This window comes from Rhizobium sp. 01L419 (assembly GCF_056400025.1).
This window is the reverse complement of the sequence record NZ_JBFTSM010000003.1, coordinates 225,522-243,553: the sequence shown is the minus strand read 5'-3', so window position 1 is coordinate 243,553 and position 18,032 is coordinate 225,522. Positions and strand designations below refer to the sequence as shown.

18 protein-coding genes are annotated in these 18,032 nt (G+C 60.2%); 8 read left to right on the top strand and 10 right to left on the bottom strand.

The annotated features are described in order from the left end of the window. Positions 1 to 15 precede the first annotated feature (15 nt). Genes AC1DUP_RS08180 through AC1DUP_RS08165 form a run of 4 tightly spaced genes read right to left on the bottom strand, consistent with a single transcriptional unit; the run spans position 16 to position 4,757 of the window. A complete protein-coding gene (locus AC1DUP_RS08180) occupies positions 16 to 2,247 on the bottom strand; it encodes a hybrid sensor histidine kinase/response regulator (protein WP_477832386.1) in 2,232 nt (743 codons plus the stop codon). Between the two features lie 55 nt (positions 2,248 to 2,302). Further along, complete coding sequence (gene lspA, locus AC1DUP_RS08175; RefSeq protein WP_477832385.1) at positions 2,303 to 2,809, bottom strand: signal peptidase II; 507 nt, start codon at positions 2,807 to 2,809, stop codon at positions 2,303 to 2,305. Then, positions 2,806 to 3,663: a TrmH family RNA methyltransferase gene (locus AC1DUP_RS08170; RefSeq protein WP_113307771.1), complete on the bottom strand. Its 858-nt coding sequence runs from the start codon at positions 3,661 to 3,663 to the stop codon at positions 2,806 to 2,808. Before AC1DUP_RS08170 ends, lspA begins: the two co-directional genes overlap by 4 nt. Next, positions 3,660 to 4,757 (bottom strand): class I SAM-dependent rRNA methyltransferase, encoded by a 1,098-nt coding sequence (locus AC1DUP_RS08165; protein WP_113298358.1) that lies wholly within the window; start codon positions 4,755 to 4,757, stop codon positions 3,660 to 3,662. Before AC1DUP_RS08165 ends, AC1DUP_RS08170 begins: the two co-directional genes overlap by 4 nt. A gap of 115 nt (positions 4,758 to 4,872) precedes the next feature. On the opposite strand from AC1DUP_RS08165, the gene AC1DUP_RS08160 reads away from it, so the two are divergent. Both AC1DUP_RS08160 and AC1DUP_RS08155 read left to right on the top strand, forming a co-directional pair. Continuing rightward, positions 4,873 to 5,325, top strand: coding sequence for an SRPBCC family protein (locus AC1DUP_RS08160; RefSeq protein WP_113307782.1), 453 nt, complete (start codon positions 4,873 to 4,875; stop codon positions 5,323 to 5,325). Between the two features lie 45 nt (positions 5,326 to 5,370). After that, complete coding sequence (locus tag AC1DUP_RS08155) at positions 5,371 to 5,814, top strand: N-acetyltransferase family protein (protein ID WP_477832384.1); 444 nt, start codon at positions 5,371 to 5,373, stop codon at positions 5,812 to 5,814. Positions 5,815 to 5,820: 6 nt separating this feature from the next. Here the strand turns inward: AC1DUP_RS08155 and AC1DUP_RS08150 are convergent, their stop codons facing one another. The 3 genes from AC1DUP_RS08150 to sppA all read right to left on the bottom strand — a co-directional run bounded on the left by AC1DUP_RS08150 (position 5,821) and on the right by sppA (position 7,534). After that, positions 5,821 to 6,153: a lipopolysaccharide assembly protein LapA domain-containing protein gene (locus AC1DUP_RS08150; protein ID WP_477832383.1), complete on the bottom strand. Its 333-nt coding sequence runs from the start codon at positions 6,151 to 6,153 to the stop codon at positions 5,821 to 5,823. 100 nt (positions 6,154 to 6,253) lie between these two features. Continuing rightward, a complete protein-coding gene (locus tag AC1DUP_RS08145) occupies positions 6,254 to 6,553 on the bottom strand; it encodes an integration host factor subunit beta (protein ID WP_003544934.1) in 300 nt (99 codons plus the stop codon). Between the two features lie 30 nt (positions 6,554 to 6,583). Beyond that, positions 6,584 to 7,534, bottom strand: a complete 951-nt coding sequence (sppA, locus tag AC1DUP_RS08140) for a signal peptide peptidase SppA (RefSeq protein ID WP_113298361.1) — start codon at positions 7,532 to 7,534, stop codon at positions 6,584 to 6,586. Between the two features lie 222 nt (positions 7,535 to 7,756). On the opposite strand from sppA, the gene lptC reads away from it, so the two are divergent. The 6 genes from lptC to ptsN all read left to right on the top strand — a co-directional run bounded on the left by lptC (position 7,757) and on the right by ptsN (position 13,051). Beyond that, a complete protein-coding gene (gene lptC / locus AC1DUP_RS08135) occupies positions 7,757 to 8,422 on the top strand; it encodes an LPS export ABC transporter periplasmic protein LptC (protein WP_113298362.1) in 666 nt (221 codons plus the stop codon). A gap of 13 nt (positions 8,423 to 8,435) precedes the next feature. Further along, a complete protein-coding gene (locus AC1DUP_RS08130; protein ID WP_113298363.1) occupies positions 8,436 to 9,086 on the top strand; it encodes an LptA/OstA family protein in 651 nt (216 codons plus the stop codon). 106 nt (positions 9,087 to 9,192) lie between these two features. Further along, positions 9,193 to 9,906 (top strand): LPS export ABC transporter ATP-binding protein, encoded by a 714-nt coding sequence (gene lptB / locus AC1DUP_RS08125; protein ID WP_477832567.1) that lies wholly within the window; start codon positions 9,193 to 9,195, stop codon positions 9,904 to 9,906. Positions 9,907 to 10,062: 156 nt separating this feature from the next. Then, a complete protein-coding gene (gene rpoN / locus AC1DUP_RS08120) occupies positions 10,063 to 11,610 on the top strand; it encodes an RNA polymerase factor sigma-54 (protein ID WP_113298365.1) in 1,548 nt (515 codons plus the stop codon). A gap of 323 nt (positions 11,611 to 11,933) precedes the next feature. Then, positions 11,934 to 12,515, top strand: a complete 582-nt coding sequence (gene hpf, locus AC1DUP_RS08115; RefSeq protein ID WP_113298366.1) for a ribosome hibernation-promoting factor, HPF/YfiA family — start codon at positions 11,934 to 11,936, stop codon at positions 12,513 to 12,515. A gap of 71 nt (positions 12,516 to 12,586) precedes the next feature. Next, the gene (ptsN, locus tag AC1DUP_RS08110; RefSeq protein WP_113298367.1) at positions 12,587 to 13,051 is read left to right on the top strand and encodes a PTS IIA-like nitrogen regulatory protein PtsN; all 465 of its coding nucleotides are present in this window, start codon (positions 12,587 to 12,589) and stop codon (positions 13,049 to 13,051) included. A 75-nt stretch (positions 13,052 to 13,126) separates the two neighbouring features. Here ptsN and AC1DUP_RS08105 read toward each other — a convergent pair whose 3' ends face one another. The 3 genes from AC1DUP_RS08105 to AC1DUP_RS08095 all read right to left on the bottom strand — a co-directional run bounded on the left by AC1DUP_RS08105 (position 13,127) and on the right by AC1DUP_RS08095 (position 17,871). Beyond that, a complete protein-coding gene (locus tag AC1DUP_RS08105; protein ID WP_477832382.1) occupies positions 13,127 to 15,463 on the bottom strand; it encodes a methyl-accepting chemotaxis protein in 2,337 nt (778 codons plus the stop codon). A gap of 240 nt (positions 15,464 to 15,703) precedes the next feature. Continuing rightward, positions 15,704 to 16,603: a ribokinase gene (locus tag AC1DUP_RS08100; RefSeq protein WP_477832381.1), complete on the bottom strand. Its 900-nt coding sequence runs from the start codon at positions 16,601 to 16,603 to the stop codon at positions 15,704 to 15,706. A gap of 44 nt (positions 16,604 to 16,647) precedes the next feature. After that, a complete protein-coding gene (locus tag AC1DUP_RS08095; protein WP_477832380.1) occupies positions 16,648 to 17,871 on the bottom strand; it encodes a DNA recombination protein RmuC in 1,224 nt (407 codons plus the stop codon). Positions 17,872 to 18,032: the final 161 nt, after the last annotated feature.

Genomic DNA, 18,032 nt, shown 5'->3' with positions numbered 1-18,032 from the left:
CCGATTTTCCCAGCTTCAGCGCGCCTCAGCCCGACGAGCTGAAAGAGCAACAACCGCCTGCACTTCGGTGAGCAACCTGACCGGATCTACCGGTTTCACCATGACGCGATTGGCGCCGTTGAGCAAGACCTGTCGCCGCGATTCGTCGCTCTTGTCCGCAGTCAGAACGATGACCGGTACGGGCAGAAGATCGAGCCGACGTTCATGTCCCCGAAGGCGTCCCAGCATGTCGATGCCGTTGCCGCCGGGCATGGAAAGATCGCTGATGATGATATCAGGCCTTTCGTCACCAAGAGCATAGTCGAGCAGGGTCTCGAAATCATCCACATGCCTGACGGAGTGGCCGCCCTTTTCCAGCATGACACGCACCAGCATGGCATTGATCGGATCGTCCTCGCCGAGAAGGACGGAAAAGCCGACGCCCATCGCCGTCCGCTCTGCAATAGAGGGACCAAGGCCAGGCTGGTTGTCGTTCAGCGCATCGCGCTTCTCCATGCCGCGCATGCGCCCACGCAGCACGTCGATCAGCGACTGCTCACGCAGCGGCCGGATCAGCCATGCATCGAACAGGTCGAGCGAATGCGAATTGCGCTCTTCCGGATTGACGAGCAGTACCTTGCGCAGGCCAAGCGCTGCGATCTCCGTGCGATCGGCAATATGCAGCGAGAATTCCTCGGACATGCGGTGATCGATGATGATATCGGTCGGCCTGTCGCCGCTGCGGGCTAGCGACAGCAGGCTTTCGCGCGCCGCCTCGCCGCTGGCGACCAGGTGGCAGCGCCCTCCAAGCGTCGTAATCGTCTCGGCGATCGCCGTGCGCGCCGCACCGGCCGGGGCGAGCAGCACGATACTGTTGCTCGCCAGCAATGTTTTCCGGCTGGCGGTATCCTCTTCCGAAAGTTCGATGGGGAAGCGAATGGTGAATTGACTGCCCTTACCCCTCTCGCTTGCAACTGTCAGCGAGCCGCCGAATTCGCGCATGATGCGGGCGGAGATCGCAAGGCCAAGCCCCGTGCCGTTGCTCTTCTGGGCAAGCGAGCCGCCCTGTTCGAATTCCCCGAATATACGCGCCTGCTCCTCCGCCGTCATGCCGGGGCCGGTATCGGTCACTGATATCAACAACTCGCCGGCGGCCCTGGAGATGCGGATGAAGACGCCGCCCGCCTGGGTGAATTTCACGGCATTGCCGATGACGTTGAAGAGCACCTGCCGCAGCCGCGCCGGATCGAAGCTCATCAGCTCCGGTACATCGGAGGAAACCGTCGCGCCGATCTCGATACCCTTCTCATGGGCGCGGTGGGCCAGCATCTCCACGACGCTTTCGACAAGCTTGCGCAGCGATTCCGAGCGCGGGCGGAGCTGGAACCGGCCAACCTCGATGGTGGAGAAGTCGAGCAGGTCCTCGACGAGCTGGGTCAGCGCGTGGCCTGACTGGCGGATGCTGGTCAGATAATTCTGCTGTTCCTGCGTCAGCTTCGTCTCTGAAATCAGATGCGCCATGCCGAGAATACCTGACAGAGGCGTGCGGATTTCGTGGCTGACGGTCGCAAGGAGCCGCGATTTGGCGGCGCTGTTATATTCGGCCTTCTGCCGCGCCTCCTCGCGGCTCTCCGCGGCAAGCCGCTCTTCGGTCACGTCGCGCGCGATGCTCTGCAGAAGCAGGCGCCCGTTTGCCGGGTCGCGAGTGACGACATCATGCCAGAGAAAGATACGCTGCCCGGACGGTGTCGAGATCTCCACATCATAGCGATGCGGCTGTGGGCCGGGACGGAAGGCAAGGCCGATCTCTTCGCAGGTCTGGCCTTCGGGTTTGGCACGTCCGGTCAGGCGGCGGAACGTCTCATTGGCGCCGATGATGCGCCGGTCCATCATGCGGGTGACGACGATATCGCCGAGCACGTCGTGGACAGTGCCGAGCAGGCCGGTCGCATCGACGCGTTCCGGTGTCTCCGGGCTGCGGCCGCCGAGTCTGTTTCCGTTCCTGAAAAAAAGAGCAAGATAACCTGAAATGGCGGCGATCAGAATAATGCCGAAGCCTGCCATGAACGGGCCGCCCCAGTGAGAAAGAAGCAGCAGCAGGATGGCCGAAAGAAGACCCGAGCCGCCGAGCCACTGGAAGAGCAATGGATGCCGGGAGCGAAAGGCAGCCGACGACAGTTCCGCAGCCGCGCGGCCGCGATAGGCCTTAACGGCAGTTCCGCCGAATGCGGCGGACAATCGTTCCTGGAGCTGCGCCAACCTCTGCATGCAATACAGCTAACATATTGCCCGTTCCGAATGTTTTCAGGAATCCGCTAAAAATTTAGTGATCCGCCTTTTTCGGCTTCTGCACCATCTCGTCGAGGATGACGCAGCCGGCGCCGACGGTGATGAAGCTGTCGGCGAGGTTGAACACGGCGAAGGACCAGGTTTCCGTATGGAAGAGGATGTAGTCGATCACATGCCCATAGGCGAAACGGTCGATGAGATTGCCAATCGCCCCCGCAATGATGAACGCATATCCAAGATGCGCCAGCCAGCGGTCCTTCGAGGTGCGATGCCAGAGGTAAAGCACGAAGGCGACGATGACCAGGCGCATGCCGACGATGAACCAGCCATCCATACCTGACAGCATCGAGAAGGCGACGCCGAGATTGTAGGTGCGGTAGAGGGCCAGCATCGGAATAACGGGGACGGCTTCCTGCAGCGGCAGGTAGTGGTCGACGGCGATCTTGACGATCTGGTCGAGGATGACCGCGATCACGATGAAGATCAGGATCGGCAGCGGTCGAGAGAAGAGCGCTGGGCGTGCGGTCGTCGGATCGGTCATTTGCCCTCGGACAGTGAGAGGAGATGGCGGCGTGCCTCAAAAAGCATGACGGCGGTGGCAACGGCGAGATTGAGGGAATCGGCGCGGCCCTGCTGCGGAATGCGGGCAAGCGCGTCTGCCTGCCCGGCAAGCTGGTCCGGCAAGCCGGATTGTTCGTTGCCCATCAGCAGCACGACCGGCTTTTTCTTGTAGTCGATCGTGCGGTAGTCGACCGAACCGGCAAGGTGGGTCGCAACGACGGAAACGCCGGCCTGCTTCTTCCAGGCAATGAACTCCTCCGCCGTCGCATGGGCAACCGGAACGGCGAAAACCGAGCCCATGGTGGCGCGCACCGTTTCCAGCGAGAAGGGATCGGTCGTCTCGCCGACGAGGATGACGCCGGAGGCGCCTGCTGCATCGGCGGTGCGGATGATCGTTCCGAGATTACCGGGATCGCGCACGCGGTCGAGCGCTACCCAGGTCTCGCCCTCCTTCGGCCTGACATCCCTGAGCTTCGTCCAGCGCGTTTCGAAAATGCCGACCACCATCTGCGGATTGTCGCGCCGGGTGATCGAGGAGATCACCTTCTCGTTGACTTCGAGCACGAGCCCGCCGGAGGCGACGGTCTTTGCCGCCATCTGCTCGACCAGCGGCTTACCCTTGGCTGCCTTGGCATAGACCAGTGTGCGGATCGTCCAGCCGAGTTCGATCGCATCGATGACGAGCTTCAGACCTTCGGCCATGAAGGTGCCGCTCTCCTCGCGCGACTTCTTGTTCGTCAGCGTCTTGATATCCTTGATGATAGGATTGGCGAGCGAGGTCACTTCCTTCACCTGCCCGACCTTGCGGGGGCCGCGATCGTGGAATTCGTTCATTTCGGCACCCAGCGGGAAAAGAGGGAGGTGGAGAGCGCCCGGCCAGGCGTCTTGCCATCGAGGCCAGCCTCGCGGATGACCAGTTCGCCGGATTCGACCACGCCGCCCGCCCCGCGCATCGTCTCGCGCATCAACTCGTGGATGGAATAGAAGCTTGCCCGGATCGAATAGGCCGTCAGCACCAGGCCGACCGCCTTCGGCGACAGGATTTCTCGGCAGATGTCCAGCATCAGCGGCAGGTGCTCGAAGAGGTGCCAGACCTCGCCATTCGGGCCGCGGCCGAATTTCGGCGGGTCGGTGAGGATGATGTCGTACTGGCTGCCGCGGCGTTCTTCGCGCAGGATGAATTTCATCGCATCCTCGCAGATCCAGCGGATCGGCAGCTTTTCCATGCGTCCCAGCGCCTGGTTTTCGCGCGCCCAGCCGATCGCCTTCTTCGAGGCATCGACATGGGTGACTTCCGCACCGGCAGCCGCAGCGACCAGTGAGGCGACGCCGGTATAACCGAAGAGGTTCAGCACCTTCAGTGGCCGTCCGGCACTTTCCACCTGTTGCTTCATCCAGCTCCAGTGAACGATCTGTTCCGGGAAGACGCCCACATGGCGGAAAGAAGTGAAGCGGCCGAAGAAATCAACGCCGAGCAGGTTCAGAGGCCAGGTCTCGCCGTGTGCTTCCTTCGGAAAACGCCAGCGGCCGCTGCCTTCTTCATCCGTGTCACCGGTAAAGACTGCATCGACCTTTTCCCAGACATGGGCAGGCAGCGATGGCTGCCAAAGCGCCTGGCCTTCGGGGCGCACGATCCGGTAAGGGCCGTATTGTTCGAGCTTCTGGCCGTTGCCGCTGTCGATCAGATGGAAATCACCCGCACCCGTCGATTCCAGGATGACAGGCACGCGCTCGTCCGGCCGCTCGCCGTGGCGCGCTGTGAGCGGGCGTTCAATTGCCGCCGGAACTGCCGCCGGTGGGCGCTGTTCCCGCGCAGGTGCAGCCTTTATGGCCGTCTTTTCCGGCTGTACAGGCCGCGCATCGGAGCGGCGTCCGCCGGAAGGGCCTGCCGCCATCTTCGCGCCGGGCCGGCGTTCTCTCTGTTTCAACGTGGTCTTCCGCGTCTTAAATTCAATTGAGCCAGTGCAAATAGCATTCCGTCCGACCTTGGCAAAGCGCTTTCCCGTTATGATATGGTCCGGCTATGGAAATGGGGAACTGCTGATGGACTTGATCGGGGAGGAACGCATCGCCGCGCCGCGGGATGTCGTGTGGGCGGCCATGAACGATCCCGATATCATCAGGCAATGCATTCCGGGCTGCCAGAGCGTCGAAAAGCGGTCGCCAACGGAATTCGTGGCAACCGTCAAGGTTGGCTTCGGCCTGTTTTCGGTGACATTCAATGGCGATATCACGCTTTCGAATGTCGATGCGCCGCATAGCTATACGATTTCTGCGGAGGGGCGGGGTGGCATTGCCGGTTTTGCCAAGGGCGAGGCCGACGTAACGCTGGTCAATGAGGGCCTGCATACGCTGCTGCGCTATGAAGCCGACGGTGATACGGGTGGCCGGATTGCCGAACTCGGCGGCCGGCTGATCCGCGCCACGCTGGAAAAGCTCGCCCGCCGCTTTTGGGGAAATTTCAATGCGGCGGTCATCGAAAAGGCTGCAGGCTAGTCCCGCGGGCTTGGCATGTCAGACAATCCCTTTTACGCAAGATCGATGACTTGGAAAATCCGACCCAACTGCCCCGAAGACGTGATGCAGCTTGCCGACATCTATCTGTCCGTCCGTCGCCAGACCTTCACCTGGGTCGATCCGGGTAAATTTCATCGGGAGGATTTTGCCGCCCATACCAACGGCGAAGTCGTTTCCGTCTGCGAGGCTGCTGACGGGAAGATAGCCGGCTTCATCTCGATCTGGGCGGCGGATGATTTCATCCATATGCTCTATATCCTGCCCGAATTTCAGGGCAAAGGTGCAGGAACCGCCCTGCTGCAATCGCTCCCCGGCTGGCCGGCGCATAAATATCGGCTGAAATGCCTCGTCAACAACCGCGACGCCAAGGCCTTCTATCTGGCACATGACTTTCAGGTCACCGGCAGAGGCGCCTCAACCGAAGGCGATTATGAAGAGCTGAGTTTCACGCCGGCGTCAGTGGAATAGCGGCAATCACCGCGAGGGCAATTGCCCGACGATCTCTTCCGCGCGCGTCTTGTGACGATCTGCTTCGCCCTGCCAGCGGATCGCCTCTTTGGCTTCGACACGTGCGCGCTTGCGATGCTTACCCTGGTTGAACCAGGTCGCAGCCGAGCCCACCAGCATGCCGACGATGAATGCGATGAGCAGGAAAACGAAGAGGGGCGCGGCGAGCGAAAGAACCTGATCCTCTGGCCGGAACGGATTGAAAGCGAGCGTCACACTCTGCCGGTTGGCGAYGCAGAAGATGATCAGGATGACGCCGAGCGGCAGCAAAATCAAAAGGTTGATAATCTTCTTGGCCATATCGTTCTCCACGCCGGTTTGGCGAAGGCAAGCTTCATGGACGCCAGAATAGAAGTGCGGCGGCGAAGTTCAAGTGCGGCTTGATGCCCGTTTCAGAGGATCAATCCTCTTCGTCGGCCTGTCCGGGGTTCAGGCGTTCACGCAGTTCCTTGCCAGTCTTGAAGAAGGGAACCCACTTCTCCTCGACGAACACGGTATCGCCGGTGCGCGGGTTGCGGCCGGAGCGGGAAGGGCGGTTCTTCACGGAAAATGCGCCGAAGCCGCGCAGTTCGACGCGATTGCCAGCCGCAAGCGCATCAGTGATCTCGTCGAGGACCGCATTGACGATATTTTCGACATCCCGATGATAGAGATGCGGATTGCGTGCTGCAACAATCTGCACCAATTCGGACTTGATCACGTTCGCCCCCTTAAATTATTGATTTCTTATTCAATCCTGGCCAACCTGCCAAACTGAAAGCAGCCCGTCAAGGAGCAACTTTGGGGGCAGGATGCCGTTAATATCCTGGCCTTTCACAAGATCGCCATAACCAAGGATGGTAATCAACCGGGAAACAGCTCCAGCGAGCAGGAAGGGCGTGTTGCTCTTCTTGTCCCAGTCGACGACCGGCAGCTTGTCGCTGACATTTCGCGAGGTCAGATAAGCGCGGATTTCGTCTTCTCCACCGACGGCATCGATGAGTTTCACCTTGAGCGCCTGCCGGCCCGTAAAGATCGTGCCGTCGGCAAGCTTCAGCACCTCGTCGCGCGGCAATTTGCGCCTGTCCACAACGAGATTGACGAACCAGTCGTAACTGTCGAGAACCATATTGCGGATCATGGCTTTGGCCTCTTCACTCGTATCGTGAAAGGGCGAGGGCTCAGCCTTGAGCGGGGAGGATTTGATTTCCTGCAACGAAACGCCGAGCTTGTCGAGCAACGGCTGGATCTGCGGATACTGGAAGATGACGCCGATCGAACCGGTGATCGAGCTTTCGCCGGCAATGATCGTGTCGCCGGCCGTGGCGATCATGTAGCCGGCGGAGGCTGCAAGCGTCCTGACGTCGGAGACGACGGGCTTCTTTTCCGCGATCGCCCGGACCGCCTTGAAGATCTTCTCGCCGCCATAAGTCGTCCCGCCGGGTGAGGAGATCGAGATCACGACCGCCTTCACCTGATCATTGTCCCTGATCTTTGCCAGCCGTTCGAGCAGTTCATCGTCATCGGTGATGAGGCCGGAAATCGTCACATGGGCGATATGGGGCCGGGCGGTGCTGCCTTCGCTGAAGGCAAAATTATAAAGCGCAAAGCCGAGCGCGACGAGCAGCGCGATCGCGGCAAGGCGCCAGAAGCCAAGCCTGCGGCGCAGCAGCCGGCGGTCTGCGATGATCGAGCTATCCATTCCAACCTCCAGAGACGAAACCCAGCGGGCGGTTTGTCACCGCCGGGAGATAAGGCGCAAGCTGCCGCGAGAAAATGCCCGGAAACCTGTGTTTTTCGGTTTTGTTGCTTGTTGCAGAAAAAAATCCATATTGGCAAGCCAATGTAATAATGCGAAACGAACTGTGATTGGAGCCCGGCATTGCTATATAAGCGGCACGATCATCACACACGGACCAGGCATATGCTCGATACCCTCAGGAACAACGGGAAACCCGCATACGCCGGGTCCAAGGATAGCGCCTACGGCGTTGCCCGGTTCCATTCGACGCGTGTGCGCCGCCTGAAGATATTGTTGCCGGTCGCAGCCCTCATCATTTCCTTGATCTTCATCGCCGTCTCGGTAATCCGCACTTATCTGCCGGATACCATCAAAATCGAGGGCGCCAAGATCGAGAACGGCAAGGTTGTGATGGAGAAGCCGGCCATTGCCGGCCGTAACTCCGACGGTATCAACTATTCGATGCTCGCCGAGCGCGCGCTGCAGGATATCCGCAATCCGGATCTCATCACGCTGGAGACGATCAAGGCTGCGGTGCCGATGAATGACGGCCTGATGGCCCGTGTCACGGCCGCGACTGCAGATTTCAACCGCGCCACCGACAACCTGCACATGACGGCGCCGTTCACCCTCGTTCTGAGCAACGGTCTCGTCGCGAATTTCCAGACCGCACATCTTGATATCAAGGGTGGCAATATGTCGACGGACGATCCCGTCAGAATCACCAAGGACAATGCTTCGATTGTTGCGCGGTCGATGAATATAACCGATAAGGGGCGTGTGATCACATTCGAGGGGAACGTTCGCATGAATGTTGAATCATCCGCCATCCACAAACAGGGCACCTAAAGAGCCGGGTCAAATGACAAAAGATTGTCGCATTTCAACGCGTAAGACTGGCGTAGCTTTCATCACCGGCGCACTTGCCTTCGTCCTGTCGGTCGCGGGGGCGGCCGCCCAGTCGACGACCATGCCTGGGATGAAACTTTCCAGCGATCAGCCGATCCAGATTGAAAGCAACAAGCTGGAAATCCATGATCAGGAACACACGGCGCTCTTCACCGGCGACGTCAAGGTCGTTCAAGGAACGACGACCCTGCAGGCCGGCAAGATGACGGTCTATTACAAGGACAAGTCGAAGCAGCCCGCAGCAGGCGATACTGCCACCAAGCCGGCGCCTGCTGCCCAGACGGCTCCGGCCGCGGCGGAACAGTCGAACTCGCTTGCCTCCGGCAGTGCCGATATCGACAAGATCCTGGTGACCGACAAGGTTTACCTGACGTCGGGAACGCAGACGGCGACCGCCGATGACGGCAATTTCGATATGACTTCCCAGGTCTTTATCCTCACGGGCAAGAAGGTCGTTTTGACCGATGGCCCGAACGTCTTTACCGGCTGCCAGCTTACCGTTCATATGGCGACTGGTCAGGCGGAGCTTGAAAGCTGCGGTGGTCGTGTCCAGATTCAGCTCGATCCAAAATCGCAGCCGAGTCAGCAGCCAAAGCAGAATTGAGAAGTCGGCCTTACACGTGAAGCTATTCTCCTTATCCACCAAGTCCGGCAGAGCCGCGACGGAAGCCGCGGCCGCCTCCGTCGATAAGGCCCGCTACCAGGGAACGCTGATTGCACGCGGTCTCACCAAGACCTATGCGACACGGCGTGTCGTCAACGGCGTTTCGCTGGTGGTGCGGCGTGGTGAGGCCGTCGGCCTGCTGGGGCCAAACGGCGCCGGCAAGACGACCTGTTTCTACATGATCACCGGCCTCGTGCCGGTCGATGAGGGAACCATCGAAATCGACGGCAACGACGTGACGACGATGCCGATGTATCGTCGCTCCCGCCTCGGCGTCGGCTACCTGCCGCAGGAGGCCTCGATCTTTCGCGGCTTGACGGTGGAGGAGAATATCCGCGCCGTCCTCGAGGTCCATGAAAAGGACAAGGCGGCGCGTGAGCGCAAGCTCGACGAACTGCTCGAGGAGTTTCACATCGCGAAGCTCCGCAAGAGTGCCGCCGTGGCTCTGTCGGGCGGTGAGCGCCGACGCCTGGAAATTGCCMGCGCCCTTGCGACCGACCCGACCTTCATGCTGCTCGACGAGCCCTTTGCCGGTGTCGACCCGATCTCGGTTGCCGATATTCAGAACCTCGTGCATCATTTGACGGCACGCGGCATCGGCGTTCTCATCACCGATCACAATGTGCGTGAGACGCTGGGACTGATCGACCGGGCCTATATCATCCATGCCGGCGAAGTGCTGACCCATGGACGCGCCAACGATATCGTCAACAACCCGGAAGTGCGCCGGCTTTATCTGGGCGACAATTTCAGTCTTTGAGCCAAACCTGGACGACAGAAAATTACGCTGTCGTTTAGGTTCCGCTTGACCAAATAGGATAAAAAAGCAATTTTTGGGCCAACTCGGATTTCCGTGGCCCGACGCCTTGATCGGACGTCGGATTCTTGGAGGAGTCGAGGGAGTTTCGCGTCCGCCATGGCCCTGTCTGCCAATCTTTTTCTGCGACAGAACCAGTCCCTGGTGATGACACCGCAACTGATGCAGTCCATCCAGTTGCTGCAGATGACGCATGTCGAACTCACTCAGTTCATCGCCCAGGAAGTGGAGAAGAATCCACTCCTCGAATTCCCGTCGGGCGAAGGCGATGCCGGTGAACGCGGCGAGGCTGTCGACGAACCCCACCCCCAGCAATCGGAGGACGCGGGCGACGGCGATTACGAAGGCCGCGACGAAACGCTTTCCGCCGACTGGTACGACAATGGCAGCCCGAGCCGGCTGAGCGATGAGCTGGACGCCAACTACGCCAATGTCTTTCCGGATGACGGAGCGCCGCAGCGGCTCGATGCGCCGGAACTCGTCAGCCAGTGGAAGTCGATGCCCGGCAGCGCCGAAGGTGCTGACAATTACGATCTTGATGATTTTGTCGCCGGTCAGGTGTCCTTGCGCGATCATCTTGCCCAGCAGATACCCTTTGTATTGCCCGATATCACCGATCGCCTCGTCGCCCAGAATTTGGTCGATCAGCTTGATGAGGCTGGCTATCTGCAAGCCGATGTTGGCGAAGCCGGCGAGCGTCTCGGCGCTGATGCAGAAGATATCGAGCGCGTGCTCTCAGCGCTGCAGACGCTTGATCCGCCTGGCGTCTTTGCCCGTAGCCTTGCCGAATGCCTGGCGATCCAGCTTCGCCAGAAGGATCGTTTCGATCCTGCCATGCAGGCTCTCGTCGAAAATCTCGAACTTCTGGCACGGCGCGACTTCGTCACCCTGAAACGCCTCTGTGGCGTCGATGAGGAAGACCTGCTCGATATGCTCGGCGAAATCCGCCAGCTCAATCCGAAGCCTGGCAGCGGTTTCGAGGCCGGCGTTTCAGAGGCGATCATGCCTGACGTCGTCGTCCGCCCCTCCTCGGACGGCGCCTGGCTGGTCGAGCTCAATCCGGATACGCTGCCACGGGTCCTCGTCAATCAGTCCTATTTTTCGCACGTAGCGAAGAACGGCGAGGATCACGCCTTCCTCTCCGAATGCCTGCAGACCGCCAATTGGTTGACGCGCAGCCTCGACCAGCGCGCCAAGACCATCATGAAGGTGGCGAGCGAGATCGTGCGCCAGCAGGATGCCTTCCTGTTGCATGGCGTTGATCATCTGCGGCCGCTGAACCTGAAAACGGTGGCCGAGGCGATCAAGATGCATGAATCGACGGTCAGCCGGGTCACCTCGAATAAATATATGCTGACGCCGCGCGGGCTTTTCGAGCTGAAATATTTCTTCACGGTTTCGATCAGCGCCGTCGCGGGGGGCGACAGCCATTCGGCGGAAGCAGTTCGCCACAAGATCCGCGCCCTGATCCTACAGGAAAGCCCCGATGCGGTGCTTTCCGACGACGACATCGTCGATATGCTCAAGAAGGGTGGGATCGATCTCGCGCGCCGTACGGTCGCCAAATACCGCGAGGCAATGAACATCGCCTCTTCTGTCCAGCGCCGCAGGGAAAAGCGCGCGCTGGCCAAGGTCGCCGGTTTCTGACTTGCAATGCTAGGGCGAGCCAATGATCGCCGCCAGGAACCGCTGATGGCGAAGACCTCCCCATTTCATGGGATTTTCATTGCACGTTTTCCGCGTATGATAGGTCTCGCTGTGCCGGGCTATTGACTTTCCGGGAGGCTGTCGCTAGAAGCCCGCCGCAATCGGAGCAGCGAAGGGCGTCCGGGCATTATCCCCATCATCCTCAGGACAGCAGGGACACGCGGACTTGAGCTCATCTTGCTTGAGATTGCGCGAAGTGCTTGGATGAGCCTGAGGCTTGGCGTAAACTGGTACTCGCAAACTACCATAAGAAGGGAAACTCCATGAGTGTGCGTGTATCCGGTAAACATATGGAAATTGGTGACTCCTTCCGTCAAAAGATCGAGGACCAAATCGGTTTGGCCGTCACGAAATACTTCGACGGGGGATATTCCGGTCAGGTAATCGTGGAAAAACAGAACTCTCGTTTTTCTGCCGATTGTAAGCTTCATCTCGACAGTGGCGTCGTGCTGCATGCAGCAGGCGAGGCCATGGATCCGCAGATTGCCTTTGATGCGGCATCCGAGCGCATCGAGAAGCGCCTGCGCCGCTACAAGCGGAAGCTCAAAGATCACCACGCCGGAAATCATCTGAACGGTAACGGCTTTGCAGAAGTCGCCTATACCGTCATGGACGCGGTTCCCGATCACGAAGACGAGGTCCCGGACGATTTCGCTCCGGCCATCGTCGCCGAAAGCACGAAGCAGCTCAAGACGATGTCCGTCGCAACCGCCGTCATGGCGCTCGACATGACCGACGAGCCGCTTCTCCTGTTCCGCAGCCCCGGCAAGGAGCAGCTCAACATCGTTTACCGTCGTCACGACGGAAATATTGGCTGGATCGATTCGGCCAATATCAAAGGCTGAGATCAGGGCGAGGGAGCGGCGCAGGCGCTGCTCCCTCAACCAACTGATTCCGGCGACAAAAGGAAAAAGAAATGGCATTGGCAGATTTGCTGCACCAGGATGCGATCATTCCCGCCCTCAGGGTAAATTCCAAGAAACAGTTGCTTCAGGAATTGGCAGCAAAAGCCTCCAGGACTACGGGGCTTTCCGAGCGGGAAATCTTCGATGTGATCCTGCAGCGCGAACGTCTGGGCTCGACCGGCGTCGGCAACGGCATCGCCATTCCTCACGGCAAGCTCGTCAATATCCATTCCATCGTCGGTATTTTCGCCCGGCTGGACCAGCCGGTTGATTTCGAAGCGCTGGACGACCAGCCGGTCGATCTGGTGTTCCTGCTCCTGGCGCCGGAAGGCGCCGGCGCCGATCACCTGAAGGCGCTTTCGCGCATCGCCCGGGTGCTGCGCGACCATGATCTGGTCGCCAAGTTGCGCGCGACCGATTCCGCTTCGGCAATTTATGCCTTCCTCAATGAAGAGCAGACGTCGAACGCAGCCTGACGGCTGGCGATCCACCCGGAATGCAAAAAGGCGCCCGAATGATCAGGCGCCTTTTTCTTGTCATGCGATCGGCAATCAGAACTCTTCCCAACTGTCCTGGGCAACGGCGGCAGAACTGCGAGACTGGGCAACGGCCCGGCGCGGGGCCGGAGCAGCCGCACGTGGCGTCGGCGCACCCGGTGCGCGCATCTGCTGTGCGGTCGAGCGCAATACCCCGGCATTGCCCTGGCCGGAGACACGGAAGCGGGTGACCAGTGCCTTCAGCGTCTGAGCTTCGTCGTTCAGCGTCACGCTGGCTGCGGTGGTTTCTTCCACCATCGCGGCGTTCTGCTGTGTGACCTGGTCCATCTGGTTCACGGCCTGGTTGATTTCCTTCAGGCCGACGGCCTGTTCACTGGCCGAGGCGGAGATCTGACGGATAAGGCCGTTGATGCCCATCACCTGCTCGGCAATCTTGTGCAGCGTGTCGCCGGCGCGGCCGACGAGATCGACGCCGTCCTTGACCTGGACGGCCGAGGTGTTGATGAGCGTCTTGATCTCCTTGGCGGCATTCGCCGAACGCTGGGCGAGTTCCCGGACTTCCTGTGCGACGACTGCAAATCCCTTTCCTGCTTCGCCGGCGCGGGCCGCTTCGACACCGGCGTTCAGAGCCAGAAGATTCGTCTGGAAGGCGATCTCGTCGATGACGCCGATGATGCGCGAAACCTCAGTGGAGGACTGCTCGATGCCGTGCATGGAGGCAATCGCCTTCTGCACCACTTCACCTGATTTCTCGGCGTCTTCGCAAGCGAGATTGACGTTGTCGGCTGCCGTACGGGCGTTCTCGGCGCTGGAATTGACCTGGGCAGTGAGCTCATTGAGCGCCGCTGCCGTCTCTTCCAGACTTGCCGCCTGCTGTTCGGTGCGCTTGGCAAGGTCGGAGGCGCTGTTGCTGATCTCGCCCGTGCCGGAGCCGATATTGACGACGCTGAGGCTCATCGTGTTGATGGTTTCCTCAATGCTTGCGAGCGCTGCGTTGAAGTCCTGCTTCAGCTTGCCGTATTCGCCGGGGAATTCCTCGGTAATGCGGTGGCCGAGATTGCCCTGGGACAGTTCGGAAAGGCCGGCACCGACGATCGAGACGATGTGACGCTGCAGGCTGACCGATTGCTGGCGTTCCGATTCCGAGCGACCGCGTTCGGTTTCGGCTGCAAGGCGCTGGCTGTCGGCCTCGGCTTCGAGACGCCGCGTATCGGCAAGCGCGAAGCGGAAGCCTTCGAGAGCCTTGGCGACCGAGCCGATTTCGTCGGCGCGGTTCTGGCCGGCGACCGTTTCGTCATATTTGCCGTCGCTCAGCGCCTTGACGCTGGAAACGAGGCCAGCGAGCGGACGCTGAACGAGCGAGCGGACGGCGAAGTAGAGGGCGAGCAGTACGGCGCCGAGCACGATAATGCCGTTAATGACCATCATGAAGGTCTGATCCTGAACCGGCGCATTCATCGCCGCATGCGGAACGTCGACCAGCACGACCCAGTTGGCGTTCAGGCCGGGAACTGCGAAGGGATAGACAACACGGTCGAAGGGATCGAGGCCATCGAAGCTGAGGTTCTTGACGAGACCGACTTTCATGGACGAAAGCGCGGCCTTCACGTCAGCAGAGCCGGGATTGTCGCCATAGGGCTTGGACATCAGGTCGGAGGCCGGAGCGACGATCCAGTTGCCGTTCTGGGCGATGAGCGTCACACGGCCGGAGCCGAAGGGCCGCAGCGCCTGCACCTTGTCGGTAAGCGACTTCAGCGAGATATCGACGCCCTCCACACCGATCATCTTGCCGCCGGACATGACCGGATAGGCAATCGACGTCAGCAGGGTCGGGACGTCGGTGCCTTCGGCGAGGTAGGGCGCCGTGATCGCGCCCTTGCCACTGTCGGCGGCGAGCTTCCACCACTCGGCGGTATAGTCGTTCTCGAAAGTCGAGAATTGGATGTCACCGGTCCTGGTTTTCGACCAGTAAGGCGTGAAGGCGCCGACCTTGTTGGTGCCCTCGTCATTGTTGTTGGCAATTTCCGTGGTTTTGCCGTCGAAGGCGCCAAGCTGCTCGCAGAACCAGCTGCCGAAGGCGAAGGCGTTCTGTTCGAGATTGGCCTTCAGAATGCTGATAATGCCTTTGCGATCGAGAATCTTGCCTTCGTGTCCGCGTCCTACGACGCCCGACATGGTGCGGGCAGCACTCGCGAGCTCGCCGACATTGGCTGCAATCTCGTTGGCGATCGACTTGGCTTCCGAATTGGCCTGATCCAGCGTCAGGGTCTGGACGCGGTTACGGGTCTGGTCGATGAGGAAGAGGTTCGAAACGACAAGCACCAGTGCAATGGCGGCACCGGTAATGACTATGAGCTTCGCCGCAAGCGATTTCATTCTGAAAATGAACATAAGTTCCTCGGGGCAAGGACGCACCGAAGGGCCATTCTCCGGCGCAGCGGGTAAGGCACGCTCTATCATGGAGCAGCCATGGGGGTGACCGCCTCGAAGATGAACGAAGTCGCGATCGCCCGAAGGATCGCCAGAAACCTCTTAAATTTGAATGAAATTCGATATGTTTCGGCAGCAAAACCGGAGCGCCACCCCGAAACTGGGGGCAGCGTCTGATGGATTGTTCGCGGCTGGACTGGACTATATTCTGTCTGCGACTTCGGCTGCGAGCGGAATGGAGGGCTGAGCCCCCGGCTTCAGGCAGGCGAGCGAGCCGGCAACCGCTGCACGGCGCAGCGCCGAGTCGAAATCCAGCCCCTCATCGAGGCTTGCTGCGAAGTAGCCGCAGAACGTATCGCCGGCGCCGACAGTATCGACGGGTTCGATGACAAGGCCCTGCGCGCGGGAAATCTGGCCATCCCGGATCGCGATGACACCATCGCCGCCGAGCGTAACGATCAGCGTCTGGCCGGTCTCGGCATGCAGCCGCTCCAACGCCGCCTCACGGTCGCCGGCACTCATGCTCTCCTGTCCTGCCAGCCGCTCGAATTCGGTCTCGTTGGCAATGACGATGTCGGCCAGCCGGCCGAGGCGCGGCGCATCCGGAATGAGCGGCGCAAGATTGAGAATGCTGGTGATGCCCTTGGCACGGGAGGCAGTAAGCGAACGCTCGACCGCCTCGACCGGAACTTCAAGCTGCAGCATCAGAATATCGCCTTCATTCATGGCGTTGACGGCGGCCTCGGCATTGCCACCGCTGACCTTGCCGTTCGCGCCGGGAATGACCGCGATCATGTTTTCGCCGTCGCCGCCGACGAGAATGAGGGCCGTGCCCGTCGGCCCCTCGACATGGCTGACGCGCGAAAGATCGGTGCCGGCGCCGTCGAGCAGTTCAAGGGCGCCTTCGGCAAAGGCATCCTTGCCGACAGCGCCCGCCATATGGACATAGCGGCCCGCGCGGCGGGCGGCGAGCGCCTGATTGGCACCCTTGCCGCCGGCAGCCGTTGCAAAGCTATTGCCGGCAACCGTTTCTCCGGGCTTCGGCAGGCGCTCGGTGGTGGCGATAAGGTCCATGTTGATGGAGCCGAAAACTGTGATCATGGAATGTCTGTCCCTTGCTTCGGGTCGCGACACTGCCGAAGCGATCACTCCTCGTCAACCACCCTGAGCTTGAGCAGTCCGGTCCTGCTTTCGACTGATTTCGCCGGCGGCTCGCTCACTTGCGCCGGCTTGCCGTCGCCGCCTGCCTCGAATTCCAGCGCCTCGATCTTCGCGCCGCGCTTGGTAAGCTTGTCCGCCGAGGTGATGATCTGGTCCACGTCACGCTGCGTCTGAGAAAAATGTCCCTGCAGCTTGCGCACGCGCTCGTCGAGCCGGCCGAGATCGTCCATGAGCAGGGCGACTTCACCCTGGATGACATGCGCCTGCGCCCGCATACGCTGGTCTTTCAGCACAGCCTGGATGACCTGGATCGACAGCATCAGGAGCGAAGGCGAAACGATGACGACGCGTGCACGGTGAGCCTTCTGCACGATCGCTTCGAAATTCTCGTGAATTTCAGCGAAGATCGATTCCGAGGGAACGAAGAGGAAAGCCGTCTCCTGCGTCTCGCCCTGGATCAGATATTTCTCGGAAATATCCTTGATATGGACTTCCATGTCGCGACGAAACTGCTGGCCGGCAAGCTTGCCGGCGTCTGCCCCGCCTGCATCACGGATCGCGTTCCACGCTTCGAGCGGAAATTTGGCATCGATGACGAGCGGTGGTGCCCCATTCGGCATTCGGATCGTGCAGTCCGGTCGCGAGCCATTGGAAAGCGTCTGCTGGAAGGTATAGGCGCCCATTGGCAGGCCATCGGCGACGATCGTTTCCATACGCGACTGGCCGAAAGCCCCACGCGTTTGCTTGTTGGAAAGAATGGCCTGCAGCCCGACGACATCCTTGGCGAGTGTCTGGATATTATTCTGGGCCACATCGATCACCGCCAGGCGCTCCTGCAGTTTCTGCAGGTTGTCATGCGTCGATTTCGTCTGCTCGGTCAGCGTCGAACTCATGCGCTGTGACATGCCGTCGATCCGCTGGTTGATCGCATGATTGAGCTCGGCCTGCCGTGCACCGAAGACCTCCGTCATGGTCGAGATGCGTCCCTGCATCTCCGCCTGGATTTTCAGAAGCTCGCCCATGCGCGCTTCGCTTTCTGTGGCGCGAAGATTGGCCTCCTCCGCCTCCTCGCGGCGGATGCCGGCATTGCGAAAGGCAAACACGATCGCCACGAGAATGAGAACGGCGAGCGCGGCGCCCGCGACTGCAAGTATGGCCGGGTTCGGCACGGGCAGGGAGAAGGTGAGTGAGTCGGGTGTCATGGTCATATTGCACCATAACAAAATGGACAGCGATATCCAGATCAAAACGTGAACAATCCGCGCCGGCCTGTCAGGCGCCGTCAGCGCTACTTCGCTGTAATCTGAGAAAAATTAGCGGGCATACTTAACGATTGCTAAACCATATTCGCCAAATCTGGCGCGGAAAT